A 21,711-nucleotide genomic window follows, 5' to 3' on the forward strand; every position below is an offset into this window, starting at 1 on the left:
TCATTCAGATGTAAAATGATAATAAAGGTATTTAATTTTAAAAGCTCAAACAAGCATAACCCCGTTCTAAATTTAGACGGGGTTAAAAATATATTGTTTAATTTTAGATCTAAGATATTTTACTATACTAAAAAATATAACAATAAAATCGTTTAATCTAAATGATATTCAACAATCGCGCCCGATTTGTTGAATAAACCTATACTCTTCTTTTATTCTTATACATCAGGATTTTCACTAGAGGCTTTCCACTCCAATTCATTTAACAGATTCAATGCTTTTTGAGTTGAGTCAATCAATGAGATATCTTCTTTTGTTTTTGTTAATTTCAATGCTTCTAAAAAACATTCTTCGGCTTCATTTTGCCTCGCTAATTTCATAAGGCATTTATCTTTGTGTTGCTAGCCATACATGTGTATTTCTCCTTCTATTTATCAGAAACCTTTTTCGATTTCCAATCTAACCTTTTCAAATAGAAAAAGCACAATTCTTGCTGCTGAATTGCGCACGATTGTTAAGTTACTTCATAATAAAACTTACAATAATTCAAGTACGATTCCCACATAACAATCAAATCAATATTTAAAACAATAACAATATAATAAAAAACAAAATAAATTTATTGATAATCGATAAATGTTATATTAAAATCATATAATCATTAAATCAGTGAGGTGCTTTAAATGAATGGTAAACTAGGTTCAACTTTTTTCTTAAAGGTTGTTGCTTTTCTTATTGGAATTGCGGTACTTGCCGTGTGTATATTTTTGTTGCCTGAAGCAGCCAGAAGAGATGCTATATTGCGTCCAGGAGATTACTCGATATATCCGTTGTTAATATGTGCGTATGGAGTATGCATTACGTTTTCTGTAGCTTTGTATCAAGCATATAAACTATTGAGTTATATCGATAGTAACAACGCTTTTTCCGAGTTATCCCTTAAATCCTTGAAGGTTATAAAAAAATGCGCTTTTACAATTATTTTCTTAATTTTATTAGTAATAGTTTACTTAAGGGTGTATGCCATGTTCACGGGTGATGACCCAGCAGGTCCAATAGCACTTGGACTAATAGGGATATTAGCAACAGCTATCATCGCTGCCATTATGGACGTACTTCAAAAGCCATTAAAAAATATCCTAGAAAAAAAGAAATAAAAATGTAGATGTTTATTTTGCAGGTATAATATCTTCTTTCCCTATTAAATTAAATGGCTCTTAAATGAAAAATAGGCGCCTATTCTTTTTCAAGAATTGCGCCCGATTGCGAAATAGTGGAAAATGCGAAAGAGCTGCAAAATGTCATTTCTAAATTTTTTCTAATGCACCCCATCCTTGATTATAGTAACATCTTTTTTAGTCTCGCTAAAATTCCTTTAAGAAATAAAGCATTTTTTTCAAATCCACGGCGTTTACACCACCCGATACTATTAAAAGCACCTGTAAATCGATAAAAAGGCAAGACAATTACCTGTTAAAGGATATCTAAAATAGCTTTTACCCGTTATTTATTTTGGTGCAATAATTTCTTTACCACCCATGTATGGTCTTAAAACTTCAGGAATTACTACGCTTCCATCAGCTTGTTGATAGTTTTCTAGGATAGCGGCAACTGTACGACCAATGGCAAGACCTGAACCGTTTAATGTATGAACATATTCTGGTTTTGCATTTGGCTCACGACGGAAGCGGATATTCGCTCGTCGTGCTTGGAAATCCTCAAAGTTAGAGCAAGAAGAAATTTCACGGTACATGTTTTGTGCGGGAATCCAAACTTCTAAATCATATTTCTTCGCTGAAGTAAAACCTAAATCAGCTGTACACATTTTTAGCTTACGATATGGTAAGCCTAGTAATTGCAATACTTTTTCCGCATGGTTTGTTAATAGCTCTAATTGTTCGTATGATTCCTCTGGTTTTACAAAGCGAACTAGTTCTACTTTGTTGAACTGATGTTGACGGATTAAACCACGTGTATCACGACCTGCAGATCCCGCTTCTGAACGGAAGCACGCACTATAGGCAGCAAAGCCTTGTGGTAAAGCCTCGGCCAGTAAAATTTCATCACGATAGAAGTTTGTTACAGGTACCTCTGCCGTTGGAATCATGAAATAATCTGTTTCCTCTAATTTAAATACATCTTCTTCAAATTTAGGAAGATTTCCAGTACCCGTCAAGCTATCACGATTAACAATGACAGGTGGTAGCATTTCCTCATAACCATGCTCCTCTGCATGTAAATCCATCATAAATGTCATTAATGCACGTTCTAAACGAGCTCCAAGCCCGCGGTAGAATAAGAAACGGCTACCTGTTACTTTTGTACCTCGTTCAAAGTCAACAATCTTCAAATCTGTAGAAAGATCCCAGTGTGCTTTAAAGTCAAAATCAAATGTTGGAATTTCACCCCAAGTATATTCTTCTACATTGTCGTCTTCTGTTGTCCCTACTGGTACAGATTCGTGTGGAATGTTTGGCAAGCGCATCATCATATCTTTAAAGCGCTCTTCAACATCATTTAGTTGAACATCTAGCTCTTTAATTTCATCGCCTACTTGACGCATACGAGCAATAACTTCATCTGCATTTTCCTTGTTGCGTTTCATAATTGAAATTTGTTCAGATACTTTATTTCGTTCTGCTTTTAATTCTTCTGTTTTAGCAATTAACTCACGACGCTTTGCATCTAAATCCTCAAAGTCATCTAAGTTGCCTAAATCTTCATTACGTGTTAATAGCATTTCTTTAATTTCCGCGAAATTATCGCGTACGCGTTTAATATCTAACATAGTCATACCTCCAGTAGTTTAATGACATTGCATCCATTAAGTCTTGGTGTAATTGCGTTGCAAGCTAAACTCGAATAGCTCCGCTTTGAATCAAAATAAACACAAAAAAGCCCCCATCCCTAAAAAGGGACGAGAGCTACCCGCGTTGCCACCCTAATTGATTAGGCATATACCTAATCCACTTATTTCATAACGGCATTTCAGCCGGCTACAGCCTACTTACATTACTTCGACTGTGCAACTCCAGGACGGATTCACAAGTGCTTCTATCAGCTTCCACCAACCGCTGACTCTCTAAAAAAAACGTGCTTGCTACTACTTCCCATCATCGTGTTCAGTTATTTAAATTTTAACCATACTGTACTATATGAAAACAGTTTTTGCAAGTCATACCATAGGATACAAAATATTCTAGAATTCTTGAATCACCGGTTAATTCCAGATGAAATGCACAACCCAACAGGGCTGTTGAGATTTAACGAAGTAATGATCATTTATTATCTTGTTAGCAACAATCACTAATGCATGTAAACATGTAATATGAGTCATGCGATAAAGTTTATAGGCTGTTGATTTCGCCAATAGCCCTTTCTACCATTTCCCCATTCATTGTTAACAAAAAGAACCTTCTAGTAGTTATAGTAGAGATAGTTTTAATTTAGATTGAATCAAACGATTTTCCTATATGTTTTAAACAACCTTACATTATATTTGCACCAACTGCAACGCCTTCTTAACCTCCTGAACATCTTTTGCTAATACGCTCTTCACATTCGATCCGAACCATTCCAATGACGCATCTACCTCCTCGATTGAATGTACTCCTGCTAGGAATTCATCATAATCAATTGCACCTTCAAACAATGGAACCATCCCTTCTCTAGACCCTGATGCAGCATAAACATTGTTGGGAGAAAAAACACCAAGTGATGCACGTGAGGCAATATTTTTAAAGTGAAAATGTGAGATGTAAGGACGAAGTTGCTTCATGGCGACAATAGGGTTTAACCCTGATTCCCATATATGCAAAACGTCAAAGTTCACTCGTAGGCTTGAGTGATTCGTTTCTTCGAGTAACTGCATCGTTGAAGGTAAATTATCTGTCAATGTGTTGGGATGAGTTTCAACAAGCAAATATTGTCCTTTTGACTCAAGATAATCACAGAGCATTCTAAGCCTAGAAATAAGTTCTGCCCTTTCTTTCTTACTCGTGTCTGAACTGCCCTGTTTTCCTACAAATGTACGAATCTTATTCGTTCCCCAGCGCTTTGCAAGTGAAGATAACTTCTCTGTTTCAGCCATCATCTCAGAAACTGGTGCTTCTAATGGCAAATAATCACTAAGCATGCTCGTTTCCAAACCGTAGGAGCTTAGCCAATCTGCTCCATATTGAAGTTCCTCTGCCAAGTTCTTTGCATGCACACCCCAGAGCTCGATTCCTTGAAAACCTTGAGTTTTTGCAAAGTGAGCTATTTGATCAATCGAGTGGAGATGGTGCCGAAACGAGATCGTACAGATAGATAGTTTCATAACATAACCTCTTTCTTGTGCTGTAATGTTAACCATGCTTTAAAACATTCTTGTAATCCTTGCTTTATCTTGAACTCAAGGAGATTTTGTTCTTCTAACTTCACAAAAATATCTTCAGCTAATAACAAAACTTGCGTCATCGCAAGTTTCATCGCTCGATACTGAATCGTTGTATAACCATTCACTAGACGCTCAATTTCATCACACCATGTTTCAAAGCCTTTCTCATCGCGGCCAAGAGCTTCCCAAAAAAACGCAAACGCATGTTCATATGCATACTTTCTAATCGCTAAAACCGGCAATTGTTTTAAGGCAGTCGGAAGTTTTGACATACTTTCTTTTTCTTTTCCTACGGTATACCCTTTAATAATTTCGGTAATTGCTTCTGTCATCGGATTACTATGAAGCTTTATACATGTATTAAAATAGGCTTCAACCGTCTCTGTAGTTGGAGCAATAATCGTCTCAGAATCAAAGTAATAGCCACCTCCGACAGTTGGCTCTTGAATTGCATCTAAAATCCTCTCCTTCGGCAAAATCCCTTCCCAGCGAAAATCAGGGTCATACATAAACCACTCTGCTTCATTTTCTGTCGATTCTAGCATCACATAATGTGGAAATGGACGTTGATGAAATTTATTCTCTCGCTCTGGAAGCATCGATAAATCCAGCATCACCATCACATGTTGATGTGGAGATTCATTTTCTAATAACCTTTGCAGCTTGTTTATATTTTCTTGTTTTGATTGTTCTTCGTCATACCATTTGTAAAGCTTGATTCCATAGAGCATTTCATACCATGTTTGAAAGAAATGATGATCAATACGATCTGAGTGGTATGCTAGCACTCCATTATCGAGCACATCAAAATCTGCATCCCATACCCCAAAATAGTAGGGCCTATGATCAACGCCTTTTGTTTTCTTAATAACTTCACAAACACAGCTTACAAAACAATGAACTTTTATCATTTTTCTCCTCCGATTATTCTACTTTTTGCTGTTTTTCTAAAAAGCTTGCTAATGTTCCTACTGTTTTGAAATCTTTAGGAACGAGAATCTCATCGGGAATGGAAATGCCAAGATCCAACTCTAAATGAAGAATCAGTTGAAGGACCATAATTGAATCCATATACAAATCCTCATTTAACCGGGCATCTTCATTAAAAGAAGACAGTGTCTGCAACTCTAATGAATTTTCCATAATATCATAGATGCTCTTGATCAATTGTTGTCTCGTCATACTGGAATGCCTCCAAGTTTTTTTCTACTTACTTTTCCATTTGGCAGCTTTTCAATTTCATGAACAAACATAAACTCCATCGGCATTTGATGTGGAGCGAGAAATTTCCGGCACCATTCTCTAAGCTCCATATTATCGATTGGTTCAGTAGACACGTATAGTGCACATACTCGCTCTCCTGATAGGTTGTTTTGTTTCTTATATACGACTGCTTCGACTATTCTTGGGTCATCCATTAACACGGTTTCAACTTCTTGCGGATACACATTCAAGCCTGCTACATTAATCGTGTCATCCATTCTTGCAAGAAAAGAAAGAACATTATCTTCTATATAGCCAAGATCTTTTGTATAAATCGTTTGTGTAGGCAATTCAATGATAATTTCGCTCGGTGTTTGTTTGTCACCAGCTGTCACCTTCACATGAGGGAGGGGGTAGCCCATTTCTTTAGGATCTTCCACATTAGGGTGAATCGCAACACACCCGGATTCAGAGCATCCATACTGCTGTAATACTTGGCGAGATTTCTCTCTTAATGATGTCAACCAGCTATGCGGCATCACAGTTCCTGACGTCATCACACGATCAAATTGTTGATCAATAGGCAATAAACGACTTAATGTATGAAGTAACGCTGGAGCCCCATAGAGTATGTGCTTAGGAAATTCTTTAAGCTTTTTCAAAATATATTTAGGATTACTATTCGTAATAATAACCGGCTTTGCTCCCCTTTTTATGCAAGCCAAGACACCACAAATGAATCCATAAGAATGAGTAACCGGACAAGCGACAATAGAATTTGTCAAGGAATCGACAGGTAACGTCTTCACATAGCTTTCAATCTCTTCTTCCACTGAATTCCACGTTCGTTCAATACATTTCGGAGCTCCTGTTGTACCTGAGCTCATTTGAACTAATACTCCTTCTTGGTGATTAGAATGATTTGATAGTTCGATGAAAGAATCGATCGATTGGAACAACAAAAGATGACTACCTGCTGAAGAAGCAAGCCGCACAGCCCCCTCTTTTGGTGTCGCTGGATGGATTGGGACGACTGATCCACCTTTTTGGCGAATATATAAACATAGAGCTATATATTGGAAAATATCGTCCGTACAAATAGCTAGTCTGCGATTGTTACACTCTCTTAGATGAGATAAGCTTTCATATATTTCATATTGCTTGTCGATATCTTCTACTGTATAAAATTGATCATTGACATAAAACATCATCATTCCCCCTTTTTATCCGCTTGCGCCAACCTATTGCTGACGATATGCCGAAAATTACCTTCTTCTTGATTTTGAAGTTTCTTTGTTAGCAAAGATTCAACATAAATATGTGTACTATTATGCTGAATCTGTTCATTTCTTGAGCATAATGATGGAAAACGTTCAAAGTGCTTCTGTATTCCTTCTCTAACTTGACTCCAAAAACGTGTTTCTGCAAATCCATACTGCTCTTCTAACAAATAAGATAATTCACTTAAATGAAACACGAATAATGTATCCATAACTAACTCTCGTAAAGCCTCTATAGAAGACATCCAATAATAATGATCGACAGGTGCATCTTTAAAACGTTCGTGTATCGTTTCGAAGTCTGGAACGAGGCTTCTGTCCGCAATAAATTCTTCTATATATTCGATACTGTCATGGAAATCCCTCAGTACAACCCGAGTCGGCCAGCCATTTTGATGGATTAAAATCATATTTTGTGCATGGGCCTCAACAGCAATACCGTGAGCAACAAGCAAGTGCCATACAGGAATAACACTCACTTCGATCAAGCGCTTTACCCACTCCTCCGTTCCATATCGGAAAAGCCATTCATCTATAAACGGACGCCCATCTTTCTCCATCATCATTAGCACCGTAAACGGTACCGCTTCCTCATCATCCTTCATATACGAGCGCACACTTTCTCGCCATATTGAGCCAAGTTGACCTTCTAGTTTTCTGCTATGTTTTTTTGCATTCGGTTCAAAAATAATTCCTGCATATTCTTCCAGTACAATAAGAGATGCTTCCTTTTGTAAATAGGAGTCTAATTGAATCACCTGTTTAAGCCATGCTGAAATATGAGGAGCGGCACAAACAGCATGAGAATGTAATTTTCGTAATGAAGAGGTATTCACCATATTCATCGAGCATTTTAATTGCGCTTTTTCAGGATTTGAAAAATTCCATAATGTTCGCACCGATTGTGTTGCCCGATAGTAATCTCCTTTCACATCTAGGGGAATTAGATCTTTTTGCTCAATTAATCCAGCTAGTTCATGTTTCATGTTATGCCACTGCCAAGGATGAACCGGTAAAAACGTATATTCTTCATGTGTTCCATCGAATACCGCAAGCTTTGCAAGAAGGTCTTCCCACATCAATTGCCCTAGCTCTCTTTTCCAAAAGCTCTCTTCCTCTTCAAGAACAGTGATTCGTACGTAGCTTCTTCTCACTGCAACCCATTGAAGGGTAAATGATTGCTTTGCCTCAGGGCCATAGTCTTTATGGTCGTCGATCGTAAAACCGGTTCTTGATTTAAAACAAGGGTGATAAGGATGTCCTTCAATGATTTCTGATTCTAATTCTTCATAGCTCGAATTTCTTCTTGACATTTGCATTTGGAGATGACGATCATTCCATTCACAAAGCTTACTCGTTAAATGAAGTTCTTTCAGTAATCGAGCTTTGTCTCTAACAGTCGAAAGTAATTCATCTACTAGATCCTCAAGTGTTGCCTCTAGTAACGTTTCATCTTTTCCTACTAGAAAAATACTATCTCCCTTTATTCGGATGCGATCAAATGCCATTCTTGTCCCTTCACAACGATAGGTGCACTTCTGTCCAACAAGAGTAAGGATTGAAGTCCTTTTATCTAGACGAGTTTCTTCATATTTGATTAGTCCTTCAAAAATCATTGCTTCCACAAGCTGCCGCCTTACACGTAACTCTCCTTGTTTAGAAGCTAAAGGCTGTAGCTGCTGCATATTCTGCCTCCTCATACTGAAGAACAAACGGATTTGGAATTTTCGTGTATACCGCTTGTTCAAGTTCGGCTTCTAGTTCATCTACATCATGAAACCTTGTTAATAAATTTGCTTTGAACGCCAGCTTTTCTTGTTTTAAAATGTTACGAACAAATGCCTTCCCGAGACCTGTAAATTCTTTTTCTAATAAGTGCAGTTGATCGATAGACCACTTCAAAAGAATTTTTTCATCGATTATTTGATCTGCTCCGAATCGGGAAATAACGGGAAACAATTGATTCATAAACAAATAATATGTAAATCTATCATGAATAAGGTCATCTTCGTAAAATAGCTCTTCTGTTTCATGTAAAGAAGGCTCTATTGAAAGAAGTTCTTCTTTATATGTTTTTGATAAGTAATAGCCTTGGTTATCACGATAATAATAAGTAGTTGGATAACCTGAAGAAATGTTTAACACACTATTTTGCTGATGCGCTTCGAGAGCTATCCCATACTCATCGTATAACCTTAATAATGATTCAATCGCACATTTCCAATAGACTTTAAACCAATCTAAACTTACGCTTTTTAATGAGCGACATTCTGATTGAGAGATTTTCATGATGAGCTGACACAGTCTCGATTTTTCTTTAGGCAGAGGCTCTTGAACAAGAGCAGCGATCATGCAGATTCCTTCATCATGTCCTTTAGGAAATACGTTTGAGCGAAAAATAACCTCAAATCCTGATTCCGTCTGATTTGGAAACTCTACAGTCATATAGGCTGGGTCATCAATCATCCGAAAAGATGAATGTTTCTGTAAGAAATCAATCTTATTCATTAACCGAGCCATAACAATTCCAGCTTTTAGTTCATGAGTTCGATTTACCCTCAATGAATTCGTTATTTGGACAGGAATTGAAAACTTATACATCATTTCTTCATTTAAACTATATACCGTTCTTATCGAAGAAGTTGCTGTATAAAATGCCCCAAGTGCACCTTCATATTTTATCAATCCTTCAGCAAGCGCTTGTTTTACATACTGTTGCTGTAAAAGCCACTGTGCTTGAAGCGGGTGCATCGGAATGAGACACTCCTTTTCTGACATAACAAAATCAGGTTGCGATTTTGTTAAAGACTGAAAAATAAGTTCACTCGCACTTTTTTCTAATACAGAGGACTCTTTCACAATATTACGGTCGACACGAAAATAGTGAAGTTGGAAAGAACCTTGTAGCTCTGGAGCAAAACTCGCTTGTTGCCAATTTGCCATTCCTTGTCTGCTTTTAGGTGTCGGATGAAGCCAATGTCCAAATAAGAGAGACTGCTCAGCTTCAATAAACGTATCGTTAGCTCCATTTTGTTTCTTATCTTCCAAACTCTTTTCAATATAATTTGCCATCGTTTGATAGCTCTCAATTATGCGAAGAATGAGTTCATCAAAATGGGAAGAAAGACCAGGACATCCGTCCGCCTTTGCCATTAAATGTAGTTCTTGAATGAGCGTGATGAGTATCGTTAATTTATCTTCAAAAAGCCATTGTTTTTGTTTTGTACAATACTTCAACGAGACGCCAAATATATGTCTTCCAACAAGAGATTTGTATTCCACACCAAATGCAAAACGGGTGTTTTGTATCGGCAACTCAAGCTCTAACATATGTGCCTCTGTAATCAGGATAGATAGTTGCTGTTCTTTTATCCACTCCTCCTTTTTGACCCAATGTCCGCTACTCACTTCTCGTATATAACAATTCATAAACGCCTGAAACGTTGCATTTTCTGCAATCTGTTTAGCAATCTGTTGCATGTAATTAACCATCCTTTCACAGAGCATTCCTTCTAGTAAATGATAATCATTATCATTTACTGTTAAAAAAATTAGTCTTTCTAATTAGAAAGACTCATAATAAGAAGTAAATGGAAACAAATGTGTTGCTGACAAATGATACAACTCCCTGTTAATTAAAAGAAAATTTTAAATTTATAAAATAACAGTTGATTAATAGCTATGTTTCACGATTGATAATGATTATCATTTTCATCCATAATTACATATTACAGGAATGATGGAAATGGCTCAACTGTCTAAGGACCTATTGATTCATGAACAGGCCACCTACCTTTAACATTTTTTTATCAATAATTAATAAAAATATACTACGTGATGGTTCATCTAACTTGTCACCAAATATATTATTTTGGCGTTCAATTGCTTTTTTAACCTCCGAAAAATCTATATCGGTAGTTCGCTCAGATTTATCTATATTACTTATCGCAGCTACGTCTAACAAGATAAAACCCCAAAATAGAAAATATTATAGTAAGCTAGCAAAATCCAGTAAAATAATGATAATATATTCTTATAAAGGGGGATGAAACCATGGGGAAACTAAACAAACGTACTATTCTATGGATTATACCAATCGGCATTTTAGGGGTGTTTTGGTATTTTTACGGTCCACAAAAGGATATTACAGATAATGAATATATTACATATGTTAAAAACTATTCGATTGAAAATAGTAACCAAACATACGACATAGCCTTTTCCTCGACATGTAAAAATCCATATTGGGTATATTTCGAAACGCAAAAAGGACAGGATGTTGTTGAATTCGAAGGGGATTGTCCTGTCAATAACAAAGAATCTAAAGTGAATGTTCAATTTTTAGTGGATCGTGACATGACAAAGGTGCAGTATGGCGCAATGCTTGTGGATAGTAAAATGCAAGAGGAAGCCGATCGCGATAAGTTTCTTCTAACGCTAGCTAACGACTAAATATACGGAATCATCATCAACTGAGTAATAAGAATCATGCATTAAACAAATTCATGTTGTTTAGTGCATGATTTTTATATTATCTTAGAGTACCATTATTTGCATGAAGCATTTCTATGTGCTCATTCCCCCCTTTTGGATAACCACGCTGTCCCTATCTTTGTGATTACCTGCATGTAGTTTAATTCACTTTCCTTTCCAATTCACATCCATCATACGAATTCCTCCACTTACCACAAATTTTTTTATAAACATTACTATAAATGCATACATTTCACAAATTATGGTCAAAATTGCAATATCTAGACAGAAAGGCGTGTGGTACGTGTGAAATATAAAAAGTTAGTACGCACCACGTTAAGTGAACATTTAAAACAACAAGCTTCGAATGCTTCTAGCGAAGTAGCTGAACAAACCATAGAAGCTTTAAGAGAGTGTACCCAACAGATCGATGATGTTGTTTTTAAGAAAATCCCTACGTTCGAGGGCATTGTAACGGTAATTTTCTCCTTCTCTCTTGTGGAAAAGATGACATTACAAACTATGATCTATATTCCTTTAACGAATTATATTCATCAGATTCATCAAGTATCTGAAGTACTAAATCAAACAGATTTTAAAGATGTTGTAACGAAGTTGAATGCTGGACATACTCTCTTGTATTTTCACGAATCACATAAATTACTAAGTATTGACACATATAGTGCTCCAACACGAGCTATTACAAATACCGAAACAGAATCTACAGTGATTGGTCCACAGGATGCATTTACTGAATCGTTAGATACTAATATATCCTTAGTAAGAAGACGCATTCGCAGTCCGAAACTGAAAAATGAAGATTTTGTTATTGGTACAGAAGCTAACAATAAAATAACCATTATGTATATGGAAGATATCGTAAACCAGGAAAATTTAGTGACTTTAAGACAGCGAATAGAAAATATAAACTACCCCATATTTACAGACATTTCAATATTGAAACAGTTGATTGAAGATAATCCCTTATCTCCTTTTCCACAATATTACATGAGTGTTAGACCAGATAGTATTAGTCAATACCTCATCGATGGAAGAATCATTGTTTTTATGGACAATAGTCAATCCGCTCTCGTTTGTCCTACATCATTTCTTGAAATGTTCATTTCTATTGAAGACTATTATAATCGTTGGACAACAGCATCTTTACTACGAATGTTACGTTTTTTCGGGTTTTTCTTGACAATTATGATAACACCTATGTATATCTCTGCTTTAACGTTTCATCCTGAAATTCTTCCATATGAACTTTTATTGAATCTACAAGAATCAAGAAGCAAAGTACCTTTTCCACCGCTTTTTGAAGTATTATTTATTGAACTTATTATAGAAGTATTAAGAGAAGCTGGGTCTCGAATGCCTGCGAAAGTCGGACAAACAATCGGTATCGTAGGAGGTATTGTCATCGGAACGGCTGCTGTAGAAGCCGGACTCATTAGTAATATCTTAATTGTATTAGTAGCTACCTCTGCATTACTTTCTTTCCTACCACCTATTTTTCTAATGAGTAATACAAGTAGAGTCGTTCGATATACTTTTATTTTATCAGCCGGTTTCTTTGGATTATTTGGCCAAATGTTAGCATTTGCTTGGCTAGTTATTCATTTACAACATTTAAAATCATTGGGAACACCATATATCACGCCGTTCATCCCTCGTAAGATTAGTGATTTATTGGATAGTGTGATTAGATTTCCCACAATATTTTTAATTGCCAAAAAAGGCATTTCAAAATCACCAAAAAAATAACGCATTTCTTGGGAGCTGAGGTAATTTGACTTGAATACTTACAATCAAAAAATATTAAATAAATATCATGTCGTTTTTCTGGCACAAAGTGTCATGATTGGTACCGGACTGCTGTCCCTCCCTCAAAAGCTTAGTCCTTTAGGATACAGTCAAACCTTTTTTCCTTTCATCATGGGCATAATCGCGAGTTTCACACTATGGCCAATGATTTGGCTGTGTTCGAAGTTTCCAAATGAAAATTTATTTCGCATAAATGAAATATTGTTAGGCAAATGGTTCGGCAAGTGTCTCAATATATTATTTGTTCTTCAATTCGTTATTTTTACAGCTGGTATTATAACGGATTACATGAATCTTATCGAAAGTACAGCCCTGCCGGAACAAACCATTACGATACCGGTACTGTTAATTCTTTTGTTACTATTATATATCGTTAAAGGCGGGATTAAATCCGTCGCAAATTTTTGTATATTAACTTTTTTTATTACTTTAATTTTGGTTTTTTTCACAAGATGGGCTATTGAAAAAGGTGATATCAGTCACTTTCTTCCTATTTTTAATTTTACTGGCCACGAATTTTTTGACGCGTTAAAAAATGGCTATTTCTCACTTTTAGGCTATGAGTTAATCATGTTTTATTTCCCCTTTATTATTAATCAAAAAAAAGCTTATAAACATGCATTTATAGGCATTTGGATCAGTATTCTACTTTATTTTGTAGCCACTGCGGTGAGTGTTATGTACTTTTCTGAATGGCAACTGGAAAATGTCAAATTTTCGATATTAAATTTATTTAAAGCTGGAGAATTTTCTTTTATCGAAAGAATCGATATTTTCGGCATGACACTGTGGATTTTCCACATTCTTTGTGCAATATCTGGTTATGTATGGTGTGCAAAGCAAGGCATGGAATCGTTAATTTCTAAAAATGCTAAATATTATTTAGTCATTCTGTCAATCATCATTTTTTTCATAGTAAATATGCCATTTTCTCAAGAGTTCCAGAAAAAATTATTTTTGGGAAGTAACTATGCAGGTTACGCAATCATCGTTTCACCCATCTTTTTGAGTCTTGTTTATGTAATTCGAAAAAAGAAGGTGCAACAATGAGTAGAAAGCTCTTAAGTATTATGGGATTTATAACAATTACTTTTTTAGCCGGCTGCTCATCACCAGAATTAAAGGTGCCTTTAGAGGATTTTGGCATGGTCGGCGTTTTAGCATTTGACTATATCGATGAAGATACGACCAAGTTAACCGTTGCTATTCCTCAATTCATGCCAGATGTTGAACAAAATACACAGATTTTCACTGTCCATACGGATTTAGTATCAGATGGGATTCTAGAAGTTGAAAAACTTTCAGATAAAAAAATTGTATTGAATCAATTACGCGTTGTACTAATCAATGAAGAATATGCTCGTAAAGGTGACGTACAAAGAATCATTAAGCATTTATATAGAAGTGCCGAGGTTGGAAATAAAGTTTACCTCGCAATCGTAAAAGATAGCGGCGAAGATATATTAAAGGGAGATTATCCTGACAAACCGAACATCGACTTTTATTTAAATGATTTATTGCAACCTAGCATCAATACTGCCTTCAACCCAAATACTAATATTCATGACTTCATCTACACCCTCACTAACCCAGTACTCGACCCAATCATTCCAGTACTTGCAAAAAAAGATGACAAAGTAGAAATTAAGGGTGTCGCTTTGTTTAAAGATAAAAACATGTATGACATGATTACACCAGAAGAAGCGCTTGTCATACAAGCACTACAAGGTAAGAAAGAACTCTCACCATTACCTTTAGAATTGAATCAAAACAATACAAAGGATAAAATACTGCTTGATTTAATACAAAGTAAGGTGAAAATGAAAAGCAATAAAGATTTACAATCTCCAAAATTGGCCATTTCTTTGAAAATTAAAGGCACGCTTAGTGAATACAAAGGAAAAAGAGAAAATAAATTAAATACTCCTGATAAATTATCACAACTTGAGCATGACATTGATAAACAACTTGAGCAAGAAATACAACAATTTATAGAAAAAACACAAAAGCTTGAAATTGATCCTATTGGTTTAAGTGAAAATTTTCGCATGTACTATAAAGGAAAATGGAACAATGAACTGACGGATAAGGTAGTGCGTAAACTAGAAGTGGATATCCATGTCGAAACATCTATTATAAGTACAGGTACGTTGAAATAACAGTAACCATGAATGTATATTCTATTCAGGACAGTACTTTACTACACATAATCATAAATGTTTATGACTAGCATCTTCCTGTCCAGACATAAGCACATATTACGGGACTGTAGACAAATTCGAAAAACTTCAAGTTTGTCTACAATCTTTTTACTTTTATCATAAATATAGATAATATGACTGTGGATTCCCACTGCAGACGGGCACTTATCGAGGTCGGAGCCGAGCCACTTCCTTCGCACGCACAGTCTAGGGTCTCGACTGTCCCGCTTTTTATCGAAAACTAGTAGCTGCACTCGATTATTTCTTTATGTACCCATTGGTCGAAAATTTATATTCTCCATATGATCGTTCAACTGTTAATTCTGGTTTTATATAAAAATATTCTTTATTCATTTTTGGGATTCGTGCTGCAGGGCATATTTATGTTATTTATTAAAAAATGCATATTTTTGAGTAATTACCATTTTAGTCTTTTAAAAATAGTAATAAGCCTTATAATTAAATTATCTATGTACTCCTACTCCAAAGCATAAAAGGTGATTAAATCATGACATCCTACGAACGTATACTAATAATGGTCCCGCCGTTTCCCTAGCTAGGATCTAATTATTTTAAATAATTAGACCATGCTTGTAGGAGGGCAAAGAAATTGAATAAATATACTGCACCATCGTTACTTTTAATGATTGTTCTAGTCGCTTTTCCACAAATTAGTGAGACAATCTATACGCCATCATTACCAGATATAGCTGTTGCACTTGGCACTTCAAATAGTTCCGTACAGCTAACCTTAAGTATCTATTTTATTGGATTTGCGCTAGGGGTTTTTTGCTGGGGATGGCTCTCTGATTTTATTGGCAGAAGACCCGCAATGTTAGGCGGTTTAATATTTTATGGTATTGGAAGTTTAATGTGTTTTTACGCTGATTCTATAAGTTTTCTGCTAGTTAGCCGGTTCGTTCAAGCTTTCGGTGTAGCTACAGGATCAGTCATTACACAAACGATTTTACGAGAAAGTATATCAGGAAATAAAAGACACTCCATGTTTGCCCAAATATCGGCAGTGATTGCCTTTACCCCTGCTGTAGGGCCACTTATTGGTGGTTGGGTCGATCAAGTCTTCGGTTTTAAGGCAGTATTCTTGGTACTAGTGATCATGAGTATTTTGTTGTTTTTTTATGCTTATTTAAAGCTGCCTGAAACAACAAATGTTTCAACTAGAAAACGCGTTGCTATTTTACCAGTCGTAAAACGAATCATTTCATCTCCACAGGTTGTCGTTTTTGGACTACTCATTGGTGGAATAAATGGCATTTTATTTAGTTATTACGCTGAAGCACCGTTCATATTTATAGGACACTTTCATCTGTCTCCTGGGCTCTTTGGTTTCTTAGGAATCGTTGTGGCACTGGCATCTATTATTGGCGCTATGATTTCTAAAAAGCTAGTAACTATATGGCCACCAGAAAAAATCATTCACCTTGGCTGTTGCGTTATGTTTGTAGGCTCTTTAATACTAACACTAGTAAGTATATTTACTATACTTCCAAATATCGTGTTAATGATTAGTATATTAACGTCTATATTTATCGTGTTATTAGGAGCGGGCATTGCTTTACCAAACTGTTTAAGTCTAGCACTGGTAAATTTCCAAGATGTTGTGGGAACAGCTGGAGCTATTTTCAGTTTAGGTTATTACTTGTTAGTAAGTTTCGTAACATCAGGAATGAGTTTTCTTCATAATGGTTCATTGATAACAATGCCACTCTATTTCTTGATAATGACCATCACCATGTGGGTGCTTGCGAAAAAACATATTAACACAAACTAAATCCATCGTTCACTTCATGCCACCCTATTTTAAATGGGGTGGCTTTCCCTAGTGCTGTTTTACAAAAAAAAACCCATTGGCACGTTCATAATATCGATAACCCCATCCTGTTATTTTCCAATTTAACAACCCTTTTTCTGCATAAAAAAACCTCCATATTCATGATAAGGGAGGTTTTTGGCTTATTTAAAATAGTAATTGACTACTTCTTCTGCAGAATAGAAAGTTACATTATTTTGGGTCTTATAAATGAGGTTTGCGACGCGACACGCATCTTGGAAATTCTTAGCGTTATTCAGCTTATCACTCATTTGATGTAAAAATTCAGCAAAACCATCTAGATAATTTGACTTTGTTTGTGCATTGTTAGTTTGTTTGATATCTAAAATAATGGAAAGCCTATCTTCCGCATAATTATTAAAATTTATAAAAAAACATTCTTCCAAGTCTTTTGAATGTTTGTCGACATTTACAACAGCCTCTTTATAATTTGCTATTAAACCGGTAGACGTTAATGTAACAGTAAAACCTCGTTCAACTAACCGCTTGTTTATAGAATCCACTAATTTATCGACTTCAGAATTCATTTTAGGCGTAACAGTCGTTTTTTTTAATTCTTCGCAGTTTTGATAAATCGCATCAATTTCCTCTTGTTTATCAATCAGTAATTTTAAATTTGACACTGTATACACGCTAAATCTCCCCTTTTTATTAAGTTCGACAAAAGGAAAGATTTTTAATCAAAAAGAATGAAACCTAACTCACACGACATTGATCTGTGGACCTAATTGAAAAATGGGGTAGAGTCTTCTAGGTTAACAATATCCTTTAATATTATTTTTCCAGTTTCATTTGAAACGGAAGACGACCTATCAAACAGATTATTCAAAACAAGTCGCTTTATGTGTTATAAAATTTTAAAATTTCAAAACCACTATAATCGTTTTCATTTGGATATTCCCGCCTGTGGTAACAATTCCAATAGCTTATTACTCTTTGTTCAATCCTATGATAGAACACTTCATTATCGTTAATAAACTGTTTGATGGATACTTTATCCATTACCGCTAAATTAGCTTTAATCGTTTGTAATATTTCTATTACATACTCTCCTGTTAATCTTATTACAAATGGAATAATCCAATTATATTGTGCACAGTATTTTATAACTTTTTCTACCTTTCTTTGTCGAATAAAACCATCATGATGTCTTGTAAATAAGCAATCTATTATTATCTGAGATCGCGCAGATAATGAATTATAATCGCTCAATGTAGGTTCATTAAAATAGATTCGTTCAGGAATTTTCATACTATTTTTATTTACATACACTTCAAAACTATTTAAAAAATCTAGCTTGTCTGTTTGACGTATGATACTTATTGCTTCCAAAACATCTTCTTTTATATCCGGAGGAAAAGCTTTTACCAATGCCATTTTTCTATTTGTCATATGTGTACACCAGTCACCACCCTTACTTTATGCGTTTAGATCCGTGATTGCAGGTACGTGAATTTCTTTGACGCATGACACGTTGGACAAACTCACAACACATTTGACGATTGCAACAATATCTTGCACTGGAATGCGAGTACCATTATATTCAGTTATGGCTTTTTCAGGGCCATCCTCATAGGGAATTTCTGCTGCTAGTTCACCTGGATTAACACATGTAACGGCGATTCTATCTTTTCTAACATGTTCTCGTAAAGCATTTGTAATCCCGCGAATGCCAAATTTCGATGCCACAAAAGATACTTGATTGTTATTTGTATGATCCAATCCTACCGTTGACCCTATCAAGATTATTTTACCATTTTTCGACTTTCTTAAATTTGGTAGTAACCCCTGAATATAAGTGATCGTAGATGTAATATTGATATTAATGATATTGGCTATATCTGCAGGATCATCCTGTTCGAAGTCATAGTCATCTTCAAAGCCTTTTTCCTCCCAAACACCAACGTTATAAATCAAGACATCCACGCATTCATTTTTTAGCTGTTCACTAATTTTTTTATTTTGTTGTGATAAGTCTGCTTCTAGCCATATTCTTTGAACACCATCGTTTAAATCCAAGCTTTTTGGTCTACTTCTGGAGACAATCCACACTTTGTCCCCTGGTTCAGGTAACCCTTTAACAAATGCATCACCCAACCCTTTGCTAGCACCAAATATCATGTAATTTTTCACCATATGTATGACACTCTCCTTTTCTAATTCTAACCAAATGTTACCATTGTTCTCGAATTAATTACAATTTATCTGTTTCTATACACATAGCTAGTGGAGATTGCATCTAATAACAGTGATAAAAAATAGCAAAAAAACAACCAGGCCCACAATGAGACCTGGTCATCTCTATTTCTTTACAAAAATTACAAAACAAAGGAGAGCGTAATTATTTTTTCAACATTGTTATAAATCTTATTGTTTGGTGATTGAATGCTAGTTTTTTTTCGAAGCCTAATTTTTCATATAGATGAATAGCTCTGTTATTAAATTTTGCAACGGTTAAGCGAAGAGGTGCATGCTCTTTTTGTTGCACATGGCTTAAAATAAATGAAAAAAACACTGTACCGAAACCTTTTCCGGTGAGGTCCGGTTTCATACCAATTCCTATATCGACCCCATTGCCCATATACGCATCCACTTCATGGCCACTAGGTACTTGGGCAGATGTTCCGGTACAGAAATAACCGACTAACTCCTCGTTGTCATTGACAATTGCATAATACGGATTGTCGAGTATTTCTTTTAAGGTTTCAGTAGTACACTCGTTATTATATAAATCATATGGCGCATGATACGTCCACTGTAGTAGCTCACTTGCCAATTTTTTATTCATCTCTTTAACAAATAATTGCAATGTGTAAACCCCCATTATTATGAATGTGATGTTAGTGGAAATAAAAAATGTTTCGTTTCAATATTTATTAATGGACGAACGAACAATGTATCATCACTAGTTGTGATAAATTCTGTATGAATGTTTGAACAAACATCATCTATTGTAAAATGGAAATTAATGATTTCCGTATCCATAGTAAGAACACCATTCAACATATCAAGGTCCACTCTTTTCTTGCTAATAATATCAAAAATATGAAGTTGCTGATTTTCTTGTTCAAATAGAATCAGCAGGTCTTCCTCCTCCATATAATAAATGGCGTCTTTGAATACTAAGATGAAGTAAAACATTAGGAGATGCTCATTGTTTTTTACCCCTAAAATTGAAGATACAGGTATTCTGTTAACGGCAAAGTCCTTCATCAATGCAAAATCAGCTTGATTGTTTATATCGAGCTTACGAAGAGTAGCCTTTTTAGTCCGCTTTTTTAAATGGCAAGTCTTCAAGCTGAAACTACTTTCCTGTACCTTTTTAAAACCAAACTTAGGATAAAAATCTAACACCGTATCATTTGCAAATAGATAGATAAAGTCACAGTCCTTTTCATATTTTTTAATGATATGATTCATCAGCTTAGCTGCCAATCCTTGATGACGATAGTCTGGATGTGTCATCAAGGTACCCAATTGAATAGCCTTGTATTCTTTACCATTACCGATTACAACCATCTTATTAACGGAAGCATTCGCTATGACCTGTTCTCCATCCAGATAGGAATAGCAAATATAATTATCTCCCCAAAACCCCCTGTCATACCATTCCTTGAAATCGAGTTCAAATACTTGTTTGGCCAGTTCATTAAAGCTTTCCTTATATTTTACATTTTGCTTGTAGTTACTGATTAATTGATAGTCATTCATGATTACTCCTCCAACCTCAGTGATTTTTACGTTTTTAAAAGAGCCTGCGTTGCTACAATCGACAATAAAAATCTCCCCCCTAATCCTACGTCATGTAAACTAAAATAGACAAAAAAAGACCATAAGAAGAATCTCTTCTCATGGTCAAATTTCTGTCTACTATAAATACATCTATCTCGAAAAATAGATATACAAAGAAATAGCATGAAATTTGCTTTGATAAGATACAATGTCTTCTAATCGCTATTAGTAAAAGGGAATAGAAAATAGAACTAAGAGTAAGCCCTTAATTTCACCTATTACCATATAAAATTCATTCGAATTTTTATTGAGCGATTATAAGTTTCATCATATACAACCAAAACCCCTTTTCACAATTATTTCATATATAACCATATATTATTTATGATACATTGTAAAATCTTAACTACTACTTAAAATCACAGTAGGTTTACTTTTTAAATGATAACCCTTTTTCATCTAAAGAAGCCCTAAGATTTGGCAATGAAGCTGGTCCGATACCGTGCAATTGCAAAATTTCTTTTTCACTAAAATTTGAAAGCTGTTCTACAGTAATTATTCCCTCGTGTTCTAATGCTCTTCTAGCCGGTGAAGAAAGCTTTGAAAGAAATCCATTTTCAGGTTTACGCTCTTGCTCACATTTTGGGCAACTTGGACAATCACTACTCTTGTAATATTCGTGGCCTTTGTCACATATCCTTAAATTTCGCTTTGAAGTTGTCATTTATAGTGATTCCCCTCTTTCGATACAAATCGTTACCTTCA

At 35.3% G+C, this 21,711-nt stretch carries 21 protein-coding genes and 1 other annotated feature; of the genes, 6 read left to right on the top strand and 15 right to left on the bottom strand.

Going from position 1 to position 21,711, the window contains the following annotated elements; genetic code table 11:
• Nucleotides 1–218: 218 nt before the first annotated feature.
• Entirely contained in the window at nt 219–380 is a 162-nt protein-coding gene (locus ACOMCU_RS11515) for a hypothetical protein (RefSeq protein WP_421050251.1), read from the bottom strand.
• 303 nt (nt 381–683) lie between these two features.
• On the opposite strand from ACOMCU_RS11515, the gene ACOMCU_RS11520 reads away from it, so the two are divergent.
• Nucleotides 684–1,157, top strand: coding sequence for a DUF2975 domain-containing protein (locus tag ACOMCU_RS11520; protein WP_421050252.1), 474 nt, complete (start codon nt 684–686; stop codon nt 1,155–1,157).
• Nucleotides 1,158–1,507: 350 nt separating this feature from the next.
• Here ACOMCU_RS11520 and serS read toward each other — a convergent pair whose 3' ends face one another.
• From serS to ACOMCU_RS11560, 8 genes are all read right to left on the bottom strand, one after another.
• The gene (gene serS, locus ACOMCU_RS11525) at nt 1,508–2,788 is read right to left on the bottom strand and encodes a serine--tRNA ligase (protein WP_421050253.1); all 1,281 of its coding nucleotides are present in this window, start codon (nt 2,786–2,788) and stop codon (nt 1,508–1,510) included.
• Nucleotides 2,789–2,910: 122 nt separating this feature from the next.
• Nucleotides 2,911–3,126: a binding site (T-box leader), on the bottom strand.
• 367 nt (nt 3,127–3,493) lie between these two features.
• A complete protein-coding gene (locus ACOMCU_RS11530; protein WP_421050254.1) occupies nt 3,494–4,318 on the bottom strand; it encodes a sugar phosphate isomerase/epimerase family protein in 825 nt (274 codons plus the stop codon).
• Nucleotides 4,315–5,289, bottom strand: coding sequence for a DUF6005 family protein (locus ACOMCU_RS11535; protein ID WP_421050255.1), 975 nt, complete (start codon nt 5,287–5,289; stop codon nt 4,315–4,317). Before ACOMCU_RS11535 ends, ACOMCU_RS11530 begins: the two co-directional genes overlap by 4 nt.
• A 13-nt stretch (nt 5,290–5,302) precedes the next feature.
• Nucleotides 5,303–5,560 carry a petrobactin biosynthesis protein AsbD gene (asbD, locus tag ACOMCU_RS11540; protein ID WP_010860948.1) on the bottom strand — a complete coding sequence of 86 codons (258 nt, stop codon included), beginning with the start codon at nt 5,558–5,560 and terminating at the stop codon, nt 5,303–5,305.
• Nucleotides 5,557–6,789, bottom strand: coding sequence for an AMP-binding protein (locus ACOMCU_RS11545; RefSeq protein WP_421050256.1), 1,233 nt, complete (start codon nt 6,787–6,789; stop codon nt 5,557–5,559). Before ACOMCU_RS11545 ends, asbD begins: the two co-directional genes overlap by 4 nt.
• A gap of 2 nt (nt 6,790–6,791) precedes the next feature.
• A complete protein-coding gene (locus ACOMCU_RS11550) occupies nt 6,792–8,546 on the bottom strand; it encodes an IucA/IucC family protein (RefSeq protein WP_421050257.1) in 1,755 nt (584 codons plus the stop codon).
• The gene (locus ACOMCU_RS11555; protein WP_421050258.1) at nt 8,518–10,341 is read right to left on the bottom strand and encodes an IucA/IucC family protein; all 1,824 of its coding nucleotides are present in this window, start codon (nt 10,339–10,341) and stop codon (nt 8,518–8,520) included. Before ACOMCU_RS11555 ends, ACOMCU_RS11550 begins: the two co-directional genes overlap by 29 nt.
• Before the next feature lie 286 nt (nt 10,342–10,627).
• Nucleotides 10,628–10,825, bottom strand: a complete 198-nt coding sequence (locus ACOMCU_RS11560) for a hypothetical protein (protein ID WP_421050259.1) — start codon at nt 10,823–10,825, stop codon at nt 10,628–10,630.
• Nucleotides 10,826–10,914: 89 nt separating this feature from the next.
• Between ACOMCU_RS11560 and ACOMCU_RS11565 the strand changes: the two genes are divergently transcribed.
• From ACOMCU_RS11565 to ACOMCU_RS11585, 5 genes are all read left to right on the top strand, one after another.
• Nucleotides 10,915–11,313: a glucosamine 6-phosphate synthetase gene (locus ACOMCU_RS11565; RefSeq protein ID WP_421050260.1), complete on the top strand. Its 399-nt coding sequence runs from the start codon at nt 10,915–10,917 to the stop codon at nt 11,311–11,313.
• Between the two features lie 417 nt (nt 11,314–11,730).
• Nucleotides 11,731–13,101, top strand: coding sequence for a spore germination protein (locus ACOMCU_RS11570; protein WP_421050351.1), 1,371 nt, complete (start codon nt 11,731–11,733; stop codon nt 13,099–13,101).
• A 30-nt stretch (nt 13,102–13,131) separates the two neighbouring features.
• Nucleotides 13,132–14,211 carry a GerAB/ArcD/ProY family transporter gene (locus tag ACOMCU_RS11575; RefSeq protein WP_421050261.1) on the top strand — a complete coding sequence of 360 codons (1,080 nt, stop codon included), beginning with the start codon at nt 13,132–13,134 and terminating at the stop codon, nt 14,209–14,211.
• Nucleotides 14,208–15,320, top strand: coding sequence for a Ger(x)C family spore germination protein (locus ACOMCU_RS11580; RefSeq protein WP_421050262.1), 1,113 nt, complete (start codon nt 14,208–14,210; stop codon nt 15,318–15,320). Before ACOMCU_RS11575 ends, ACOMCU_RS11580 begins: the two co-directional genes overlap by 4 nt.
• Nucleotides 15,321–15,972: 652 nt before the next feature.
• Nucleotides 15,973–17,154 carry a multidrug effflux MFS transporter gene (locus ACOMCU_RS11585; RefSeq protein WP_421050263.1) on the top strand — a complete coding sequence of 394 codons (1,182 nt, stop codon included), beginning with the start codon at nt 15,973–15,975 and terminating at the stop codon, nt 17,152–17,154.
• Nucleotides 17,155–17,336: 182 nt separating this feature from the next.
• On the opposite strand, the gene ACOMCU_RS11590 is transcribed toward ACOMCU_RS11585, so the two are convergent.
• From ACOMCU_RS11590 to ACOMCU_RS11615, 6 genes are all read right to left on the bottom strand, one after another.
• Nucleotides 17,337–17,846, bottom strand: coding sequence for a hypothetical protein (locus ACOMCU_RS11590; protein ID WP_010860957.1), 510 nt, complete (start codon nt 17,844–17,846; stop codon nt 17,337–17,339).
• A gap of 208 nt (nt 17,847–18,054) precedes the next feature.
• A complete protein-coding gene (locus ACOMCU_RS11595; protein ID WP_421050264.1) occupies nt 18,055–18,606 on the bottom strand; it encodes a hypothetical protein in 552 nt (183 codons plus the stop codon).
• Between the two features lie 27 nt (nt 18,607–18,633).
• Entirely contained in the window at nt 18,634–19,350 is a 717-nt protein-coding gene (locus tag ACOMCU_RS11600; RefSeq protein ID WP_421050265.1) for an SDR family NAD(P)-dependent oxidoreductase, read from the bottom strand.
• Nucleotides 19,351–19,555: 205 nt separating this feature from the next.
• A complete protein-coding gene (locus ACOMCU_RS11605) occupies nt 19,556–20,023 on the bottom strand; it encodes a GNAT family N-acetyltransferase (RefSeq protein ID WP_421050266.1) in 468 nt (155 codons plus the stop codon).
• Nucleotides 20,024–20,040: 17 nt separating this feature from the next.
• Nucleotides 20,041–20,925, bottom strand: coding sequence for a GNAT family N-acetyltransferase (locus tag ACOMCU_RS11610; protein WP_421050267.1), 885 nt, complete (start codon nt 20,923–20,925; stop codon nt 20,041–20,043).
• A gap of 451 nt (nt 20,926–21,376) precedes the next feature.
• Entirely contained in the window at nt 21,377–21,670 is a 294-nt protein-coding gene (locus ACOMCU_RS11615; RefSeq protein ID WP_421050268.1) for an RNA polymerase alpha subunit C-terminal domain-containing protein, read from the bottom strand.
• Nucleotides 21,671–21,711: the final 41 nt, after the last annotated feature.

Source organism: Lysinibacillus sp. UGB7, from assembly GCF_049058285.1.
Taxonomy (GTDB): Bacteria; Bacillota; Bacilli; order Bacillales_A; family Planococcaceae; genus Lysinibacillus; species Lysinibacillus sphaericus_B.

What these genes read in the sequence shown, in the direction of transcription:
- ACOMCU_RS11515 (WP_421050251.1), bottom strand. Translation starts at nt 380, where the DNA reads ATGAAATTAGCGAGGCAAAATGAAGCCGAAGAATGTTTTTTAGAAGCA.
- ACOMCU_RS11520 (WP_421050252.1), top strand. Translation starts at nt 684, where the DNA reads ATGAATGGTAAACTAGGTTCAACTTTTTTCTTAAAGGTTGTTGCTTTT.
- serS (WP_421050253.1), bottom strand. Translation starts at nt 2,788, where the DNA reads ATGTTAGATATTAAACGCGTACGCGATAATTTCGCGGAAATTAAAGAA.
- ACOMCU_RS11530 (WP_421050254.1), bottom strand. Translation starts at nt 4,318, where the DNA reads ATGAAACTATCTATCTGTACGATCTCGTTTCGGCACCATCTCCACTCG.
- ACOMCU_RS11535 (WP_421050255.1), bottom strand. Translation starts at nt 5,289, where the DNA reads ATGATAAAAGTTCATTGTTTTGTAAGCTGTGTTTGTGAAGTTATTAAG.
- asbD (WP_010860948.1), bottom strand. Translation starts at nt 5,560, where the DNA reads ATGACGAGACAACAATTGATCAAGAGCATCTATGATATTATGGAAAAT.
- ACOMCU_RS11545 (WP_421050256.1), bottom strand. Translation starts at nt 6,789, where the DNA reads ATGTTTTATGTCAATGATCAATTTTATACAGTAGAAGATATCGACAAG.
- ACOMCU_RS11550 (WP_421050257.1), bottom strand. Translation starts at nt 8,546, where the DNA reads ATGCAGCAGCTACAGCCTTTAGCTTCTAAACAAGGAGAGTTACGTGTA.
- ACOMCU_RS11555 (WP_421050258.1), bottom strand. Translation starts at nt 10,341, where the DNA reads ATGCAACAGATTGCTAAACAGATTGCAGAAAATGCAACGTTTCAGGCG.
- ACOMCU_RS11565 (WP_421050260.1), top strand. Translation starts at nt 10,915, where the DNA reads ATGGGGAAACTAAACAAACGTACTATTCTATGGATTATACCAATCGGC.
- ACOMCU_RS11580 (WP_421050262.1), top strand. Translation starts at nt 14,208, where the DNA reads ATGAGTAGAAAGCTCTTAAGTATTATGGGATTTATAACAATTACTTTT.
- ACOMCU_RS11595 (WP_421050264.1), bottom strand. Translation starts at nt 18,606, where the DNA reads ATGACAAATAGAAAAATGGCATTGGTAAAAGCTTTTCCTCCGGATATA.
- ACOMCU_RS11600 (WP_421050265.1), bottom strand. Translation starts at nt 19,350, where the DNA reads ATGGTGAAAAATTACATGATATTTGGTGCTAGCAAAGGGTTGGGTGAT.
- ACOMCU_RS11610 (WP_421050267.1), bottom strand. Translation starts at nt 20,925, where the DNA reads ATGAATGACTATCAATTAATCAGTAACTACAAGCAAAATGTAAAATAT.
- ACOMCU_RS11615 (WP_421050268.1), bottom strand. Translation starts at nt 21,670, where the DNA reads ATGACAACTTCAAAGCGAAATTTAAGGATATGTGACAAAGGCCACGAA.